Annotated in this window: 11 protein-coding genes and 2 pseudogenes; 1 reads left to right on the top strand and 12 read right to left on the bottom strand. The window is 41.3% G+C overall.

What is annotated here, in order from left to right; genetic code table 11:
- The first annotated feature begins 240 nt into the window (after positions 1 to 240).
- Positions 241 to 1,092 (top strand): MurR/RpiR family transcriptional regulator, encoded by an 852-nt coding sequence (locus tag I6H78_RS08055; protein ID WP_198459347.1) that lies wholly within the window; start codon positions 241 to 243, stop codon positions 1,090 to 1,092.
- A 135-nt stretch (positions 1,093 to 1,227) separates the two neighbouring features.
- Here the strand turns inward: I6H78_RS08055 and I6H78_RS08050 are convergent, their stop codons facing one another.
- The 12 genes and pseudogenes from I6H78_RS08050 to I6H78_RS08000 all read right to left on the bottom strand — a co-directional run bounded on the left by I6H78_RS08050 (position 1,228) and on the right by I6H78_RS08000 (position 14,812).
- On the bottom strand, positions 1,228 to 1,992 hold the full coding sequence (locus I6H78_RS08050; protein ID WP_198459346.1) for a class I SAM-dependent methyltransferase: 765 nt from the start codon (positions 1,990 to 1,992) through the stop codon (positions 1,228 to 1,230).
- A gap of 166 nt (positions 1,993 to 2,158) precedes the next feature.
- Positions 2,159 to 2,221, bottom strand: a pseudogene (locus tag I6H78_RS09490) (recombinase family protein); the annotation flags it as partial.
- A 121-nt stretch (positions 2,222 to 2,342) separates the two neighbouring features.
- On the bottom strand, positions 2,343 to 3,227 hold the full coding sequence (locus I6H78_RS08045) for an ROK family protein (protein WP_198459345.1): 885 nt from the start codon (positions 3,225 to 3,227) through the stop codon (positions 2,343 to 2,345).
- Positions 3,228 to 3,244: 17 nt separating this feature from the next.
- Positions 3,245 to 4,162, bottom strand: a pseudogene (locus tag I6H78_RS08040) (dihydrodipicolinate synthase family protein).
- A 171-nt stretch (positions 4,163 to 4,333) separates the two neighbouring features.
- On the bottom strand, positions 4,334 to 4,978 hold the full coding sequence (locus tag I6H78_RS08035; RefSeq protein WP_198459344.1) for a YesL family protein: 645 nt from the start codon (positions 4,976 to 4,978) through the stop codon (positions 4,334 to 4,336).
- A gap of 20 nt (positions 4,979 to 4,998) precedes the next feature.
- Entirely contained in the window at positions 4,999 to 5,451 is a 453-nt protein-coding gene (locus tag I6H78_RS08030; RefSeq protein ID WP_198459343.1) for a NanQ anomerase/TabA/YiaL family protein, read from the bottom strand.
- Positions 5,452 to 5,896: 445 nt separating this feature from the next.
- Positions 5,897 to 6,736, bottom strand: a complete 840-nt coding sequence (locus I6H78_RS08025) for a carbohydrate ABC transporter permease (protein WP_001183243.1) — start codon at positions 6,734 to 6,736, stop codon at positions 5,897 to 5,899.
- 15 nt (positions 6,737 to 6,751) lie between these two features.
- On the bottom strand, positions 6,752 to 7,618 hold the full coding sequence (locus tag I6H78_RS08020) for a carbohydrate ABC transporter permease (protein ID WP_161801140.1): 867 nt from the start codon (positions 7,616 to 7,618) through the stop codon (positions 6,752 to 6,754).
- 219 nt (positions 7,619 to 7,837) lie between these two features.
- Positions 7,838 to 9,166, bottom strand: coding sequence for an extracellular solute-binding protein (locus I6H78_RS08015; RefSeq protein ID WP_084878772.1), 1,329 nt, complete (start codon positions 9,164 to 9,166; stop codon positions 7,838 to 7,840).
- Between the two features lie 114 nt (positions 9,167 to 9,280).
- Complete coding sequence (locus I6H78_RS08010; protein ID WP_001135657.1) at positions 9,281 to 9,979, bottom strand: N-acetylmannosamine-6-phosphate 2-epimerase; 699 nt, start codon at positions 9,977 to 9,979, stop codon at positions 9,281 to 9,283.
- Between the two features lie 232 nt (positions 9,980 to 10,211).
- Complete coding sequence (locus I6H78_RS08005) at positions 10,212 to 13,493, bottom strand: SIALI-17 repeat-containing surface protein (protein WP_198459342.1); 3,282 nt, start codon at positions 13,491 to 13,493, stop codon at positions 10,212 to 10,214.
- A gap of 338 nt (positions 13,494 to 13,831) precedes the next feature.
- Positions 13,832 to 14,812 carry an acetylxylan esterase gene (locus I6H78_RS08000; protein WP_198459341.1) on the bottom strand — a complete coding sequence of 327 codons (981 nt, stop codon included), beginning with the start codon at positions 14,810 to 14,812 and terminating at the stop codon, positions 13,832 to 13,834.
- Positions 14,813 to 14,862 lie beyond the last annotated feature (50 nt).

The following is a 14,862-nucleotide window of genomic DNA, read 5'->3' as shown; positions in this document are numbered from 1 at the left end:
TTCTAGAAAAATTTCTGATTTTCACCTTTATTTCCCCTAAAATAATAGAGCAAATAGGTGAAGCTCAGTACATTTCATTGTACCATATTTTACGAAGAAACTCTTGGAAAAGTCGAAGCATTTTTTGACTTTTAACTGAAAATGCCTTTTTATTTGGTTATCCTATTTTCTATGATATAATGATAGTAATAGTTAGGAAAGCGTTAACTTTTAAGACTTTGACTCATAAAAAGGAGCCTCATGAACAAGCCAGATATCGCAACCATAATCGATCTCCATTTTGAAGAATTAACCGAGCTCGAGCAAGAAATCGCTCGCTATTTTTTACAAACTGAAACAATCCAAGATGATCTCTCTTCTCAGCAAGTTACCCAGAAATTACATATCTCCCAAGCAGCCTTGACCCGATTTGCCAAAAAGTGTGGTTTTACAGGCTACCGAGAATTCGTCTTTCAATACCAGCATCAGGCCGATAAACAAGACACTCATTCGCACAAACACAGTCCTTTAACCAAACGTGTTTTGCGAAGCTACAGTATCATGCGAGAACAAACACAGGATTTGATTGACGAAGAACAACTGGAACGCGTCGCCCAATTAATCGATGACGCAGAACGAGTTTACTTCTTTGGGACGGGAAGTTCTGGTCTGATTGCCCGTGAGATGAAACTGCGCTTTATGCGACTAGGTGTTGTCTGTGAAGCTTTGACCGATCAGGATGGCTTTGCTTGGACGACCAGTATCATGGATGAAAACTGTCTGGTACTTGGCTTTTCCCTATCAGGAACTACCCAATCCGTCCTCGATAGTTTGTTGGATGCCAAGGAAATGGGTGCCAAGACCATTTTATTTACCAGCTCTCCAAACAAAAACGGTCAGGCCTATACCGAAACAGTCCTTGTGGCAAGCCATAGTCAATCTTCTTACATCCAGCGTATTTCCGCTCAACTCCCTATGCTCATTTTAATAGATTTGATTTATGCCTACTTTTTAGAAATCAATCGCGAGAGCAAGGAAAAAATCTTTAACAGCTATTGGGAAAATAAAAAGCTCAACGGCTATCGTAGACAAAAACGCGTTAGAAAATCCTAGTTTGGTTGAACCAAACTAGGATTGTTTTGTTTTGAAATGATAATAGGCACCCAACATCCCTGCGGTATTTTGGTGATGGGCAAATTCTAATCGTAAAATAAAACGAGCTATTCTCCAGAAGTATATTCTATAAGATTATAGTTTAATGCAAAGTGTAGCGATGTAGTCATTTCCATAAGGTGATAATCGATGTCTTTTGTCACATGATTCATAAAAATCAATCATAGCGAGACCGTTTTTTAGTTGTCCTCTAATCTGATTTTCTAAGGTATGGCTAAATTCATATCCATATTCTGGATTGATGGTGATTTTACCTTCCTCTTCAAGCTCTCTTGAATTAAAAGGGAGTGAAAACTTTAAAAGCAATTCCTCATCGGGTTTGTCCCATACAATGTCAGCATCATACATGTAGATCCAAGGATTCATAAATCCGACCATTAAGAGTCCACCCTTTTTCAATACGCGAGAGGTTTCTTTATACATATTTTCTAAATCTTCTATGTATACATTTGAAACCGGATTAAAAACAATATCAAAAGTTTCATCTTCAAATGGAAATGCTTTTGTCATATCGCTTTGAACCGTATTGATTTTTAAACCTTCTCGTTTTGCAACCATTTCATCTCTTTCTAATTGTGATTTAGAAAAATCCATAATGGTGACATCATAACCTTTTAGAGCAAAAACTGGACCCTGCTGTCCACCACCACAAGCTAACCCTAATATCTTTTTTCCCTTGGCTTTTTCAAACCATTCTATCGGAACTTTTTTCCCAACAGTTAGGGCAACAGAAATTGGATGTTTTCTAACTTCTTCTAATTCTTCATGTGTCAATGGCTCAGTGTAGTCATTTTTTACATTATTCCATCTATCTTCATTTAATTTTATATAATTACTCATCTTACAATCTCCTCGTAATTTTATATGATTTCGATTTCAGGTGAATAGGTTGTCATTGCATTTTTCTCACCTCTATAAATTCTAATTAGTCAATTTTTCGCCCATCTCATTATATCATTTTTCCACATTTTCCCATTTACTCAAGCTAAATATTAATTCAATGGCTGATAGAATTGCTCTCTCCTTGTAGTTCATCATCTCGCCTTAACCTCTCATACAAGGGGGTTATTTTCTACTAGTCTCTCACGATTACCTCCTTTGACTCAAATTTTTCAATAAAAAAAGAATTAAGCAAAACAGTTTTCACTCAAGTAGTGATTCAGTGTTTTTCTTAATTCTATAGCTCCAAACTAGGATTGTTTTGTTTTAAAATGATAATAGGCGCCCAACATCCCTGCTGTATTTTGGTGATGGGCAAATTCTAATCGTGTTTTTTCAGCTAGGCTTGGCACCAAGGCCGCCTTCAAGGCTGTGCGAATCTTTGGTTTGAGGATAGCCTCTTGCCCCATGATACCGCCACCGAGGATGACCACTTCTGGATTGGCAACGTAGCAAATATTTGCCAGACCTTTTCCTAGATAGTCTACCATGCGGTCAATACCAACCATACAAATCTTGTTGCCTTCGGTAGCTTCCTTAAAGATGCGTCGGCCATTCCACTGATCAACTGAGTCTCCATGAGCTGCTGCTACATACTCCACCAAGGCTGTCGTAGAGGCAAGATCTTGGAAAGCTCCATCCTGCATATGCATATAACCGACTTCGCAGGCTGAGTTGCTAAATCCATGAAAGACTTTCCCATCCATAATCAAGCAACCACCGATACCTGTTCCAATGGTCAAGCAAAGTGTCACACTCGCTCCCTTGCCTGAACCAGATACGGCCTCAGCCAGACCTGCACAGTTGACATCATTCTCAATCTCACAAGGAATATCAAAGCTCGTCTCGATTTCCTTCTTGAACTGGGTTCCTGCATAGTTAGGGATTTGCGGTCCGGCATAGAAAATCTCACCCTTGTCTGGATCCACCATCCCAGCAGAAGAAATGGCAACACCTGCTACTGGGCCTTTTTCTAGATAACTGGCTACGATATCTTTTGTCTTTTGTAAGATATGGGGTCCACCCTTATGCGCCTCAGTTGGCATTTCATGCGATTCAACAAGTTGGCCTTCTTGGTCGATCAAACCATATTTGATGTTGGTTCCACCGATATCAATTGCAACGTAGTGTGTCATAATTACCTCCTTATAGATTAGAGGAAGCGCTCCTTGGTTTCACGAATCAAGGCTGCAGCTGCTTCTACAACTGGACGATCTTCTTCAGTCACTGGTGTCAATGGCGAACGAACTGATCCAATGTTAAGTCCCTCATTGATTTTCAAGACTTCTTTGATGACACCGTACATATTTCCATGTGCAGATGTGAGTTTGCCAATGATTGCATTGATAGCGTATTGCAATTCACGCGCTGTCTCCAAGTCTTTCTTAGCAATCAACTAATTGAGTTTCAAGAAGAGTTCTGGCATAGCACCATAAGTACCACCGATACCAGCCTTAGCACCCATGAGACGGCCACCTAGGAACTGTTCATCTGGACCATTAAAGACGATGTGGTCTTCTCCACCAAGACTGACAAAGGTTTGGACATCTTGAACTGGCATAGAAGAGTTCTTAACACCGATAACACGAGGATTCTTCAACATTTCTGTGTAGAGACTTGGCGTCAAAGCAACACCTGCCAATTGAGGAATATTATAAATCACGTAGTCTGTGTTTGGAGCTGCAGAACTGATATCATTCCAGTATTTAGCAACTGAGTATTCTGGTAAGCGGAAGTAAATCGGTGGAATCGTTGCAATGGCATCTACACCCAAGCTTTCCGCGTGGCGAGCAAGTTCCATACTATCTTTTGTGTTGTTGCAAGCCACGTGAGCAATGATGGTCAATTTCCCTTTGGCAACTGCCATGACTTCTTCCAAAATCAACTTGCGGTCTGCCACGCTTTGGTAGATACATTCACCAGAAGAACCATTGACATAGAGACCTTGAACTCCCTTATCAATGAAGTATTGAACCAAGGCGCGCGTACGCTCTGGACTGACTTCTCCTTGATCATCATAACATGCGTAGAAGGCTGGAATGACACCTTCGTATTTTTTCAAATCTGACATAGATTTTCTCCTAAGATTTCTTTTTTCCTGCTGAGAGCAGTTCTATTTTTTACAAGTTTAGTATACACCTTGTGAAAATCGCTTTCAATATCTTGTATACACTTAGATTTTAGTTTCTACTTGTATTTTAGAAACTGTAACGATTGAAAGTAGTTTCAGAAACACCTCATCCTACTGGTATTTGGCGAAGATTTTCTCCATCAATCCTGCTTGGAGAAAGACCAGCAAACCAAAACCAAAGAGGATAAAGACCGATCCACCCAAAAGGAGAGTGAAGGCGGATAGATAAAGAACCATCACAATAAGAAAGAGAATGGCTAACATGAGGAAGAACCATGGAAAGTTAAAACTTGCCAAGATAAGCCCCTTTTGCAACACCTCTTTCCAAGACAAATCATAGCGCGCAGCGATGGGATAACTAGCCAGCATCACGAGAGTAAGGAAGATGAGAATCCCCAAACAAATAGCTTTCACAAGCTGGAAAGGCAAAGCGGTCTGTCCCCAGAAGAGGTAGAGATCTAGAAGGCTTAATGAGACAATGCCCAACTCTAACAGACCTAACTGAAGCCCCAGTTTCAGATTTTGCTTGAAAGCTCTTAGATAGGTTCTGAAAACTGGTACTCGTCTGCTTCTCTTAATCTCAAACATGGTCTCATAGAGGCTAATTTTTGCCACTCCAATCGTCACGATGGGCAAACAAGAGACGACAAAAAGAAGATTGACTGTGACGATATCCAAGACCTTCTCACTGAAACGCATGAGAAAATTATCTGTATCAAATGCTGCCTTGATAAGGCTTACTCCTTTTTGTGCCATGTTTGCTCCTCCTGATTCTTTTAATCAATCAAAATTTTAAAGAGATACTTGCGAACTTTTTCTTCCATCCCTGCGTAGCCATTTGGCTGGTGTGGTTCTCCTGGGAAGAAAATTGCAAAATTGTGATAGCCCAACAAGAGTGGGTAGCGTTCATGACAATGGACAAAGCCAATGTCGCTCGCTTCATCGAATGCTACCGCCTCGTCTTTGATACGTGAACCGTAGCTCGAATATTCATGCCCTTCTACCAGCAAATGCAAATCTGCATAGTTCTTATGATGCTCAAATTGATCATTTTCAGCCTGATTGAGGACATTTTCCTGCACAACTAGAAAGACCTTGTCCCCGTCAATCTCATACTTACCGAGTTCGAAAGAATCCTTACGGTGCTGATAGAGATAGTCGATAGCCTTGTCTAGATTGGGGTGAATCCCTTTGTAAAAGGCGATGTTTTTCAAATCTTCAAAAATCATACTATTTCCTTCGTTTCTGATAGTTACTATTTTTCAGTTCCGATTCATCCTTTCTCTATTTTCCTGTAATAGTGCGGACGGAAGCAAATTCCTTCGGTATTTCATTCCTAATTTTTGAGCCTTTTAATCTTTTATCGTCAGTCTCAAAAATTCCGTCTAAGATAAGCGTAAGATGCTTATCTTAGACACCACTAAAGCGGGAAATAGCCACCATAAAACGAACCTACTCTAACTAGTATCATGAAAAAAGTTCATTCTTAAGTTTATAAGTGTCTGACAAAACTTCACGAAGTAACTGCATACTCTCCATTTTGTAGACACTTATAACTCTGTATTCTCTTATACTCAACGAAAATCGAAGAACAAACTAGGAAGCTAACCCCAGGCAATACTTAAGTATGGCAAGGTGATGCTGATGTAGTTTAAACTCGATTTTCGCAGAGCATTATCCTTTAACAGCTCCCATAGTGATCCCTTGAGTGAAGGATTTTTGGAAGACAAGGAAGACCGTTACGATTGGCACGGCTGCAAGAGCTGCACCTGCCATGATCAAACCATAGTTGGTTGCCATTTCGGCCTGCATGGTCGCAACCCCGAGTGAGATGGTCAAGTTTTGACGTGAAGTCAACATAACCAACTGCATGAAGTAGTCGTTCCAAGTATTGATGAAGGTAAAGATTGCAAGGGCTGCAAATCCTGGTTTCACAATAGGGAAGGCTACGCTCCAGAAGGTACGAATCTCACCACAACCGTCGATTTTAGCTGATTCAAGCAATTCTGTTGGGATGTTTTCACTGAACTGTTTCATGAGGAAGACACCGAATGGCCATCCAATCAAAGGCAGGATAACTGCCCAAAGAGTATCGTGAATTCCCATGAAGTTGACGATACGTACCAATGGTACAAGGACAACTTGTTTTGGAAGAGCCATGGCAGCGATAAAGACTGCAAAAAGAATGCGCTGACCATAGAAACGTTTTTTAGCCAAGACATAACCTGCTAGAGAAGAGGTTGCACAGACTAGGAACATGGTTACCAGTGAGATAAATACAGAGTTCCACATCCACTGCATAGCAGGGTTTTGCACCATGAGTTGTTGGAAGTTTTCCATGGTTGGCATTTTAGGGAACCACTGTGGCGGAATCATAATGGTATCAGGCTGTGATTTGAAGGCCCCTGTCAAGATCCAGTAGAATGGAAAGATGAACAGTACGGTCAACAAGAGCAAGATAATCGTTGAGATAACAGTGAAAGCTGTTAAGGGTTTCTTTTGTGTAGGTTGCATAACTGTCTCCTTTCTTTAGTATTCTACGTCGTTTCCGAGGATCTTGAATTGAGCAAAGCTGACAATGGCAATCATCACCGCCAAGAAGACACCGATAGTATTTGCATAGCCATATTCTGTCAATTGGAAAGCTTTTTCGTAAAGGTAGTACATCAGTGTACTTGTTGAGTAGTTTGGACCACCAGAAGTCAACAACTGAATCAAGGCGAAACACTGGAATGAGTTGATGGTCGTAATGATTGCGATGTAAAGAGTTGTTGGAAGAAGGCTAGGCCATTTGATCTTCCAGAAGACTTGAAACTCAGTCGCACCGTCCACACGCGCTGCTTCAACAAGTGAGTTGTCAATATTTCCCATAGCAGCGATATAAAGGATAATCGGTTGACCAACAGATGTTGTCAAAAGGATAATCATAATCGCTAGCAAAGCCCAGTTTTTGTCACCCAACCAAGAAATGTTTTGGCTGATAATATGACTTGACTTAAGGACAAAGTTCAAAATCCCTGATAGTGGGTCATAAATCCATTTCCATACAACCGTTACGGCAACACTACCTGTAACTACAGGAAGGAAGAAGACGAAACGATAGAAAGAACGGGCAATGGCGTTTTGATGATAGGTTTGAGATGCTACAAAGAGCGAGAAGAGAACCACAATCGGAACAGATCCAATAACCAGGATAACGGTATTGATCAAAGACTTCACAAAGACAGGGTCTTTAAACATACGAATGTAGTTGTCCAAGCCCACAAACTCAAATTTAGTCATGGAGTAGTTGAAGAAACTTGTAATGAATCCCATAATCATAGGAGCCAAGACAAAGATCACAAAGAAGAATAACACTGGTGCTAGGAAAGCGTAGGAAATCACTGTTTCCCGCATACGAATTTTATTGACTTTCACAGTCGGCACCTCTCTTTCAAATAGAATAGTTTTTGATTTTCTTGAACTGTTTTAAAACCAAAATGAAATTTTTTAAGATTCGCTTATGTAAGAACTTCATTTTAATTTCGTGACAGTTCCTACCATTTCAAACAAAAGTCCCCCTTTTCTTACACCATAGTGCACAGGGAAAAGGGGGGAATCAATCTGACTTAGTGCTTATTGTTTTGTAGCTTTTTTGATTGTTTCGTTAGCTTTTTCAGTGAAGGCTTTCAAAGCATCCGCTGGTTTTTCGTCACCATTTGATACAGATTGCAACATTGGGAACCAAAGTGTTCTCATTTCAGCAAATCCATCGATAGTGTTATAGTATGGTGAGTAGTATTTAGTCCAGCCACTGATTGTTTCCATACGTTTGTCTTCATAAAGTTTACCAAATGAAGTACGAACTGGGAAGGCACCTGTACGAACTACGTCTTTAGGACCCCATTCTTTGTCATCTGCGATGAATTGAACGAATTTCTTAGCAGCTGCGACTTTCTTATCGTCTTTGTTATTAAATACTGCAAATCCGTTTACAAGGTATTCAAGAGATGGTTTACCAGAGTCTGATGGGAATGGTACTTCTACCACGTCTACCTTACTTGCTTCCAAGAGTTTCGCTTGGATACCGTTTTGAGCTGGTGCCCAAAGGATTGTGTATGAAGTTTGACCGTTCGCAAAGTTTTGGATGTCTGCTCCACCGTCAAATTGTGAACCGTTGTTCAACAAACCGTCTTTAATCCAGCTAGCAGCTTTTTCAAGACCTTTGACGAATTTAGGATCGTCTGTTGTATATTTGGTTACGTCTTTGTCTGTTACAGAACCGCCATAAAGGTTTGCGATGAAGGCACGTGTTCCTTGGTCTCCCCCTTGACCAGCACTGAACAATGAACCTGGAGTGTAGCCTTTATCTTTAAGGGCTTTCAAAACTTTTTCAAAGTCATCAGTTGTCCAACCTTCTTTAACAAGGTTAGCTACACCAGCATCTTCCAACATTTTCTTGTTCATTGCCATGTAGAATGGTGCTGAACTGATTGGATACATGTAGGCTTTGTCTCCAGCCTTACTTGCTTGTACGATGTTTTCGTTGTTGACATCTTTGACAAATTCGTCTGTGAAGAGGTCGTTCAACTCAGCCAATTTACCATTTTTACCGTATTGGATGATACGCCCTGGTGCGTCAAAAAGTACGTCTGGCGCTGTTCCTGCTTCGATGGCTGTTGTAATCTTTTCAGGACCTGACTTGAAGTCGATGGTTTCCAATTTCACTTTTACATCTGGATTTGCTTTTTCGAAAGCTTCGATGATTGATTTTTCATAAGTTCCAACACCGTCACCCGTTTTTTCTTGTGTGAAGACTGGGAATGCCCACCAAGTGATTTCTGTTTTTCCGCTATCGCTACTAGAACTTCCAGCATCTTTACTTCCACCAGAGTTACCACAAGCCGCAAGGCCAAGAATCGCAGCACCCGCAAGTACTGTACAAGCTAGTTTTCTAAATTTCATTTGTATTCTCCTAATTGATAAGCGTATCCATATTGGATAATGAGCAAGTTTACATTTGTATACGTTTTCATTTTATCCGACGCATCGACCACTCTCCTCTTTTTTGAGATTGTGTTATTTAAGACCGGCAACAAAGCGTTCCGTAATCTCTTTTGGTCTAGTAATCGCTCCACCAACAACGATACCTCGCACCCCATATTCAAGGATTTGCTTGGCTTGTTCTGGTGTATGAATTTTCCCTTCAGCGATGACATCCACGCCGGCATCGCAGAGTTTTTTGATCAGTTCAAAGTCTGGACCATCTACCTTAGGACTATAGGAGGTATAACCTGATAGGGTCGTTCCAACAAAATCAATTCCTGCTTCAACCGCTGCTATACCCTCTTCAAACGTGCTAGTATCAGCCATTAAGAGTTGATGCGGATATTTTTCTTTGACTTGTCGGATAAAGTCCTGAATTTCCAAACCGTCGTAACGTTCACGTTTGGTACAATCCAGAGCAATGACCTCAATATCTAGTTCAGCCAGTTCATCAACTTCTCTCATAGTCGCTGTAATGAATGGCTCCTGTGGCGGATAATCACGTTTGATGATCCCGATAATCGGTAGTTTCGTAACCTCCTTAATCTCCTTGATATCGCGAACACTGTTTGCTCGAATACCGACTGCTCCACCTTGCTCAGCCGCTTTGACTAGCAAGGGAATGACTCCTCCCGCTTCTGTATAAAGCGGTTCGTGAGGAAGTGCCTGGCAAGAGACAATGATTCCATCTTTGATTTGTTCAATCAAGGCTTCTTTGCTGATCTGTGGCATCCTCTTTCCTCCCTTTCTTGTTCTTATGGGCTTATTATATATCATTTGTTAAGCGCTTTCAATAACTTGTAGTAGAATAGATTTCAGTTTCAAAACTATTTTATAGAACAGACTATCCTGAAAGTAGTTTCAGGCCTCTTATGATTTCAAATCAACCTGAATATCGTCAAAAAAGATAGCAGGCTTAAAACCTGCTATCTCTTCTGAGAGTTACTCAAATAGCTTTTACTTATTATTCTTTTCTCTTCTTGCCAAATGCAAAGAGTGATAAGAAGACGCCCGCAAGGCCAAGAGAAATTAGTGAGTTTGTATCCTTGCTTCCCGTATTTGGAAGTTCATCTTGTTTAGCTGCTGGCGCTTGATAGGTCACATCTTGGCCTAGAGACAGTTTGTTGTCTGCAGCTGCTAATACTAGATTGGTATCTCCCTTGTACTCTGGCACTTCAAGGACTGCTGCCTCAGCGCCATTGACTCCACCCTTATACTCTGGCAGGTCATTTGAAGCTGCTAAGACAAAGTTAGCACCTCCTCTATATTCCGGAAGCTCGTTTGAGGCTGCTAGAACCGCATTGACACCACCCTTGAACTCTGGAAGTTCATGGACTGCTGCCTCAACAGCATTGACTCCACCAGTGAATTCTGGTTTTTCTACTGTTGGTGCTGGTTCTTCACCTACTGTTGCCAATGGTCCAGTGTACTCTGGTATCTCAGCTACAGCGGCTTCTTCCGCATTAACGCCTCCTGTGAACTCTGGAACCTCATGGATAGCAGCTTCACTGCCATTAATACCATCGCTTAGTTTAGAGCCAGCTAAAGAAACTGGTAAATTGTGCATGCTTTCGATTGCACCCTCAGCTAGACCTGTAATTCTTTGCCCCATATCTTCTGTATCTATTGTGAATAGGAGAGTTTTTGTATCGTACTGGGTCATAAAGGTTGCTGTCTTGCCATTTGCCAATTGAAGGGTCGGAGCCTTGTTGACCAATACTTCCGAATCGAACTCCATGGCAATAATACCTGGCCATTTTTGGATAGCATATTTTACTTTTGCTTCTTTAGGAGAAATTCTGTCTTTGCTTAAGAAATCCCAGTTGAATTTCTTGAAGGAAAGTGTGTATGGAACACCTCCAGGAGCATAGTGTTCGTATAAAAGTCCAAATTCATCTGGCCCGATTTGTTGAAGTGAGTTATAAGCATACTCACCTTCTTGAATCAAATGGTGGTGCAACCAAGTTAACTGACCATCTTCTTCTACACGAGCCACTCGAATATAACCATTTTTACGACCAGGACCATTTGCATTTGCTAATAGAATATACTCTTTGCCATTTTGAACCGTGTGAGTCGCAGCCATTTGAACATAAACGTCTGGCACATCGTAGCGTTCAACGTTATTGTCCCAAGTTAGACCACCATCATGACTGGTTGCAACCTGTAGATCTTCTGTCAACCCACGCATAAAGAGTTTGAGGTCCCCATTGTTTAACTGAACAACTGAAGCTTCCGTATTTTGAGCATAATAATTGCTCATGGTACTTGAATCGACTACTGTACCATCATAAAGTGTACGATTGTCGTTGACACCACCACCCATATGCCAAGTCTTACCATGGTCGTCTGAGTAGATGATTCGAGATGATTGAGAACCATTGAGGTGGTTAGCTCGGTTAGTCGTATAGACAGGAACGACGATTCGACCTTTATGTGGTCCGGTACGAAGGGTAATCCCCACTCCAGGACCTACTCCTAGGAATTTCATCCAATCGGCTTTGACCATCGGAGTAATATCTTGAGGCGCTGACCAGGTCTTCCCGTCATCATCACTATAAGACATCCATAGATAGCTATCCTTCGCAATTCTAAATGGAGAAGTTTTGTTTGTTGTGAAGTAAATATTGCCTAGTAGCTGATCACCCTTGTATAGATCACCCTTGTCGCTATAGGCCGGTTTAACAGGATCTACAACAACGCGGTAGTCTGTTGCTTTACCATCTGGAGTGTAAACTGTACCATTTTCTCGAATAGTATAAGCTTCCTGTTCACCTTCTCGATAGAGGAGTTGATAGGTTTTACCATTGATTTCTTTGTAAGCTTCTTCTTTTTGCGAAGACATTCCAAAGATCCCTTTTCCTTCTGGGAACATGTCGTAAATGGCAAAGATGCGTTTGGTTTCAGGATCTTGAGTCAAGGTCATATCAATATTCACTGGTGAACCAATTGATGGGTCAGAAGCTCTTGGATTGTCACGTAAGTTGGTAATGGTTACTCGATCTCCCCAAGTTTTACCATTATCTTCACTACGTCTGATGACCATGCCGATATCACCCCAGTCACTCGAATGGAGACGACGTTCATCTGCACCTGCAATCAGCGTTCCTTTATCTGTCTTGAGAAGAGCAGGAATACGATAACTCTTGATGCCATCTTTATTTGGTTGATTGTTCATTCCACTTTCAAAGACGTCTTCTTTCTCTGAGATTTTCGCTCCCTCAGGAAGTTTCTTTTCTAAATCACCTCTTTCAAATAGTTGACTTCTTGTCTGAACTTCATCTGGGCTTAAAGCACGATCATAAACAGTTAGGTTTCGCACTTGTAGGTTTGATGCCCAAACTGTTTTATTGGCCCGTTTGGTTGCTCCAAGTTGAACTTGATTAACATCTGGCATATCTTTGATAAAGTTACCAGATTTGAGGCTTGTTCGAGATAAGACACCGTTCACATAGAGACGAACTCGACCATGAGGTAACTCCGCTGTCGGTTGTTCGACAGTAAAGGTCACAGAATTCCATTGTCCAGGGCGAACTTTCAAAGGAGCATCTGTATACTTATCATAGAACTGTTCTCCGTTAGCGCCACGCCCTTCAATAAGAGCTGTATTATCAAGGACCGACATAGTAAAGTACTCATTTTCCTTGGTGTCACTGGATACAGAGAAGAGATTGTAAAAGCGTGGAGCTGATGCATCTGGTTTGAACTCCATGTGAACTGTAGCATTTTTTAGTTGCTTTAGTTTGTCTAGTTCATTTGATAAATCAACTCTCTGACCATTTGCTGCATTGGTTTCAACATCTTCTTTTTCAAGGACAGGATTAGCATTTTTTAAATCTCTTGAGTAATAGTCACGAGGAATAGCACCCTGATCCTCTGATTCCTCTTCCTTATTTGCTTCTTCTGCAGGGGTTTCCGTAGAGGATGGAGTTTCTGACTCTGCACTCTCATTTTTTTTCAAATGGTCTTGGTCCACCTCAACGCCGTTGTCTTGAGCTGCTGCCAATTTACCAACCAAATCTTTATCCAAATGAGCAAGATCTCCCGAGGACACTTCTTTTGGCAATTCTGATAAACCTTGACCAGGTTCGACAGTTTCTGTATTGGCTCCTGCTGCATTGGCTTGCTCTTGAGCTAAGACTGGATTTGCTCCAAATACCACTGTACCAATCACTACCGATGCTGCCCCGACTGCAAATTTTCGAATTCCGTATCGCTGTTTCCGATCTAAAGATTTGTAATTCATGTTTGTCCTTTCATTTTCCATAAAATAAAGCGCTTTCTTTTTTCTTTAAAAATTTTTATTGTCTCTTCAAGAGACAAGTTTTACAAGAAAGTATCCAACTTAATGAGAGCTCCCAATCCTCTCCCATTTTCTGCTGAGTCCGAGTTTTTAACCACCCGGCAGCCTTTTTCCTCCTTTCACAAGTGACTTTTCCTTTATTATACAATAAAGTCTTATATTTATATCTGTGTTCCCACAGAATAGATTTTACTTTTAAGAATATTTTAATATTTTAAATTTTCTAAAAGTACTTTCAGGTTTTGGACATAAAAAAGAGAGCTCCTGGGCTCTCTCATTCATTATCTTACGTACTTAAAAGGAATCTCACTGCCACAGAGCCAGTTATAGACTTGGTCATTGACAAAAACATTCATGGCTTCGTGGGCATACTCTGGCATGATGCGATAGGCCTTGTTGCAAGTTAGGCGGTTGTAAATCGCAAACTGGGTAATAGGATAGCAAACATCGTCGTCCAAGCCTGTAATCATCTTGACCTCACCTTGAATGCGATGGGCAAGATTTTTCACATCGATATAGGCAAGGGTCGCCATGATTTCCTCCTCTGTTTCATGGAAGGGATCGTGGAACTTGAAATAACGGAAGAGTTCATCATAGGCCTCACTGGTATTGCCAATCTCAAGTACTCGTCTAAAGTCTGACAAGAAGGGATAGATGGCAACTGTTTTCTGAATCCGAGGATTGAGCGCTGCTGCAACCAGGGCTAAAGCCCCACCTTGTGAGGCACCATAGCTAGAAAGTCTTTTCTCATCCACCTGAGGCAGACTAGCAACAATTTCAACTAACTGGTATATATCCAGATAAACATCCTTATAAAAGAGCTGTTCCCGACCTTCCACAGCACCACGGATGATATGCCCCTTCACCGTATTTCCTAGTGGAGAGCGCAAGCCGTCTTGCGAATAGCCCGACTGACCTCGAACGTCCATGGAAACAACACCGTAACCAGCTACAGTATAGGCTAGCATGTCGGCCCAGTCCCAACCACGTCCCATATAGCCATGAAAGTGGAAGATTAACGGAACTTTACCTTCACTCTTTGGAAGGACGACACGCGCATAGACCTTGCCTTCATTGGTTCCTTCAAAAGTGAGCTCATAGCACTTGACTTGGGGAATGTGGAAATCTCTTTCCTCCAACTGGTAGGTTGGAAGAGATGAAACTTTTTTGACCTCTTCATCCCAGAAAGCATCAAAGTCTTCTGGAATCTCATCCCGTCCTTTATAAGTCTTGATTTCTTCTAACAAAGCTGGATTTTTCATAGCATGCTCCTTTTGATGTGTAATCGCTATCATAACTCTAGCATATCTAG

The sequence above is a fragment of the Streptococcus oralis genome (assembly GCF_016127915.1).
Taxonomy (GTDB): Bacteria; Bacillota; Bacilli; order Lactobacillales; family Streptococcaceae; genus Streptococcus; species Streptococcus oralis_BO.
Note: the sequence above shows the minus strand (reverse complement) of the source record. Positions and strands in the feature narration are given on the sequence as shown.

Bases quoted from the DNA above. Each gene is read 5' to 3' on its own strand.
- I6H78_RS08000 (WP_198459341.1), bottom strand. From the start codon at position 14,812: ATGAAAAATCCAGCTTTGTTAGAAGAAATCAAGACTTATAAAGGACGG.
- I6H78_RS08050 (WP_198459346.1), bottom strand. From the start codon at position 1,992: ATGAGTAATTATATAAAATTAAATGAAGATAGATGGAATAATGTAAAA.
- I6H78_RS08030 (WP_198459343.1), bottom strand. From the start codon at position 5,451: ATGATTTTTGAAGATTTGAAAAACATCGCCTTTTACAAAGGGATTCAC.
- I6H78_RS08035 (WP_198459344.1), bottom strand. From the start codon at position 4,978: ATGGCACAAAAAGGAGTAAGCCTTATCAAGGCAGCATTTGATACAGAT.
- I6H78_RS08045 (WP_198459345.1), bottom strand. From the start codon at position 3,227: ATGACACACTACGTTGCAATTGATATCGGTGGAACCAACATCAAATAT.
- I6H78_RS08010 (WP_001135657.1), bottom strand. From the start codon at position 9,979: ATGCCACAGATCAGCAAAGAAGCCTTGATTGAACAAATCAAAGATGGA.
- I6H78_RS08025 (WP_001183243.1), bottom strand. From the start codon at position 6,736: ATGCAACCTACACAAAAGAAACCCTTAACAGCTTTCACTGTTATCTCA.
- I6H78_RS08015 (WP_084878772.1), bottom strand. From the start codon at position 9,166: ATGAAATTTAGAAAACTAGCTTGTACAGTACTTGCGGGTGCTGCGATT.
- I6H78_RS08020 (WP_161801140.1), bottom strand. From the start codon at position 7,618: ATGCGGGAAACAGTGATTTCCTACGCTTTCCTAGCACCAGTGTTATTC.
- I6H78_RS08005 (WP_198459342.1), bottom strand. From the start codon at position 13,493: ATGAATTACAAATCTTTAGATCGGAAACAGCGATACGGAATTCGAAAA.
- I6H78_RS08055 (WP_198459347.1), top strand. From the start codon at position 241: ATGAACAAGCCAGATATCGCAACCATAATCGATCTCCATTTTGAAGAA.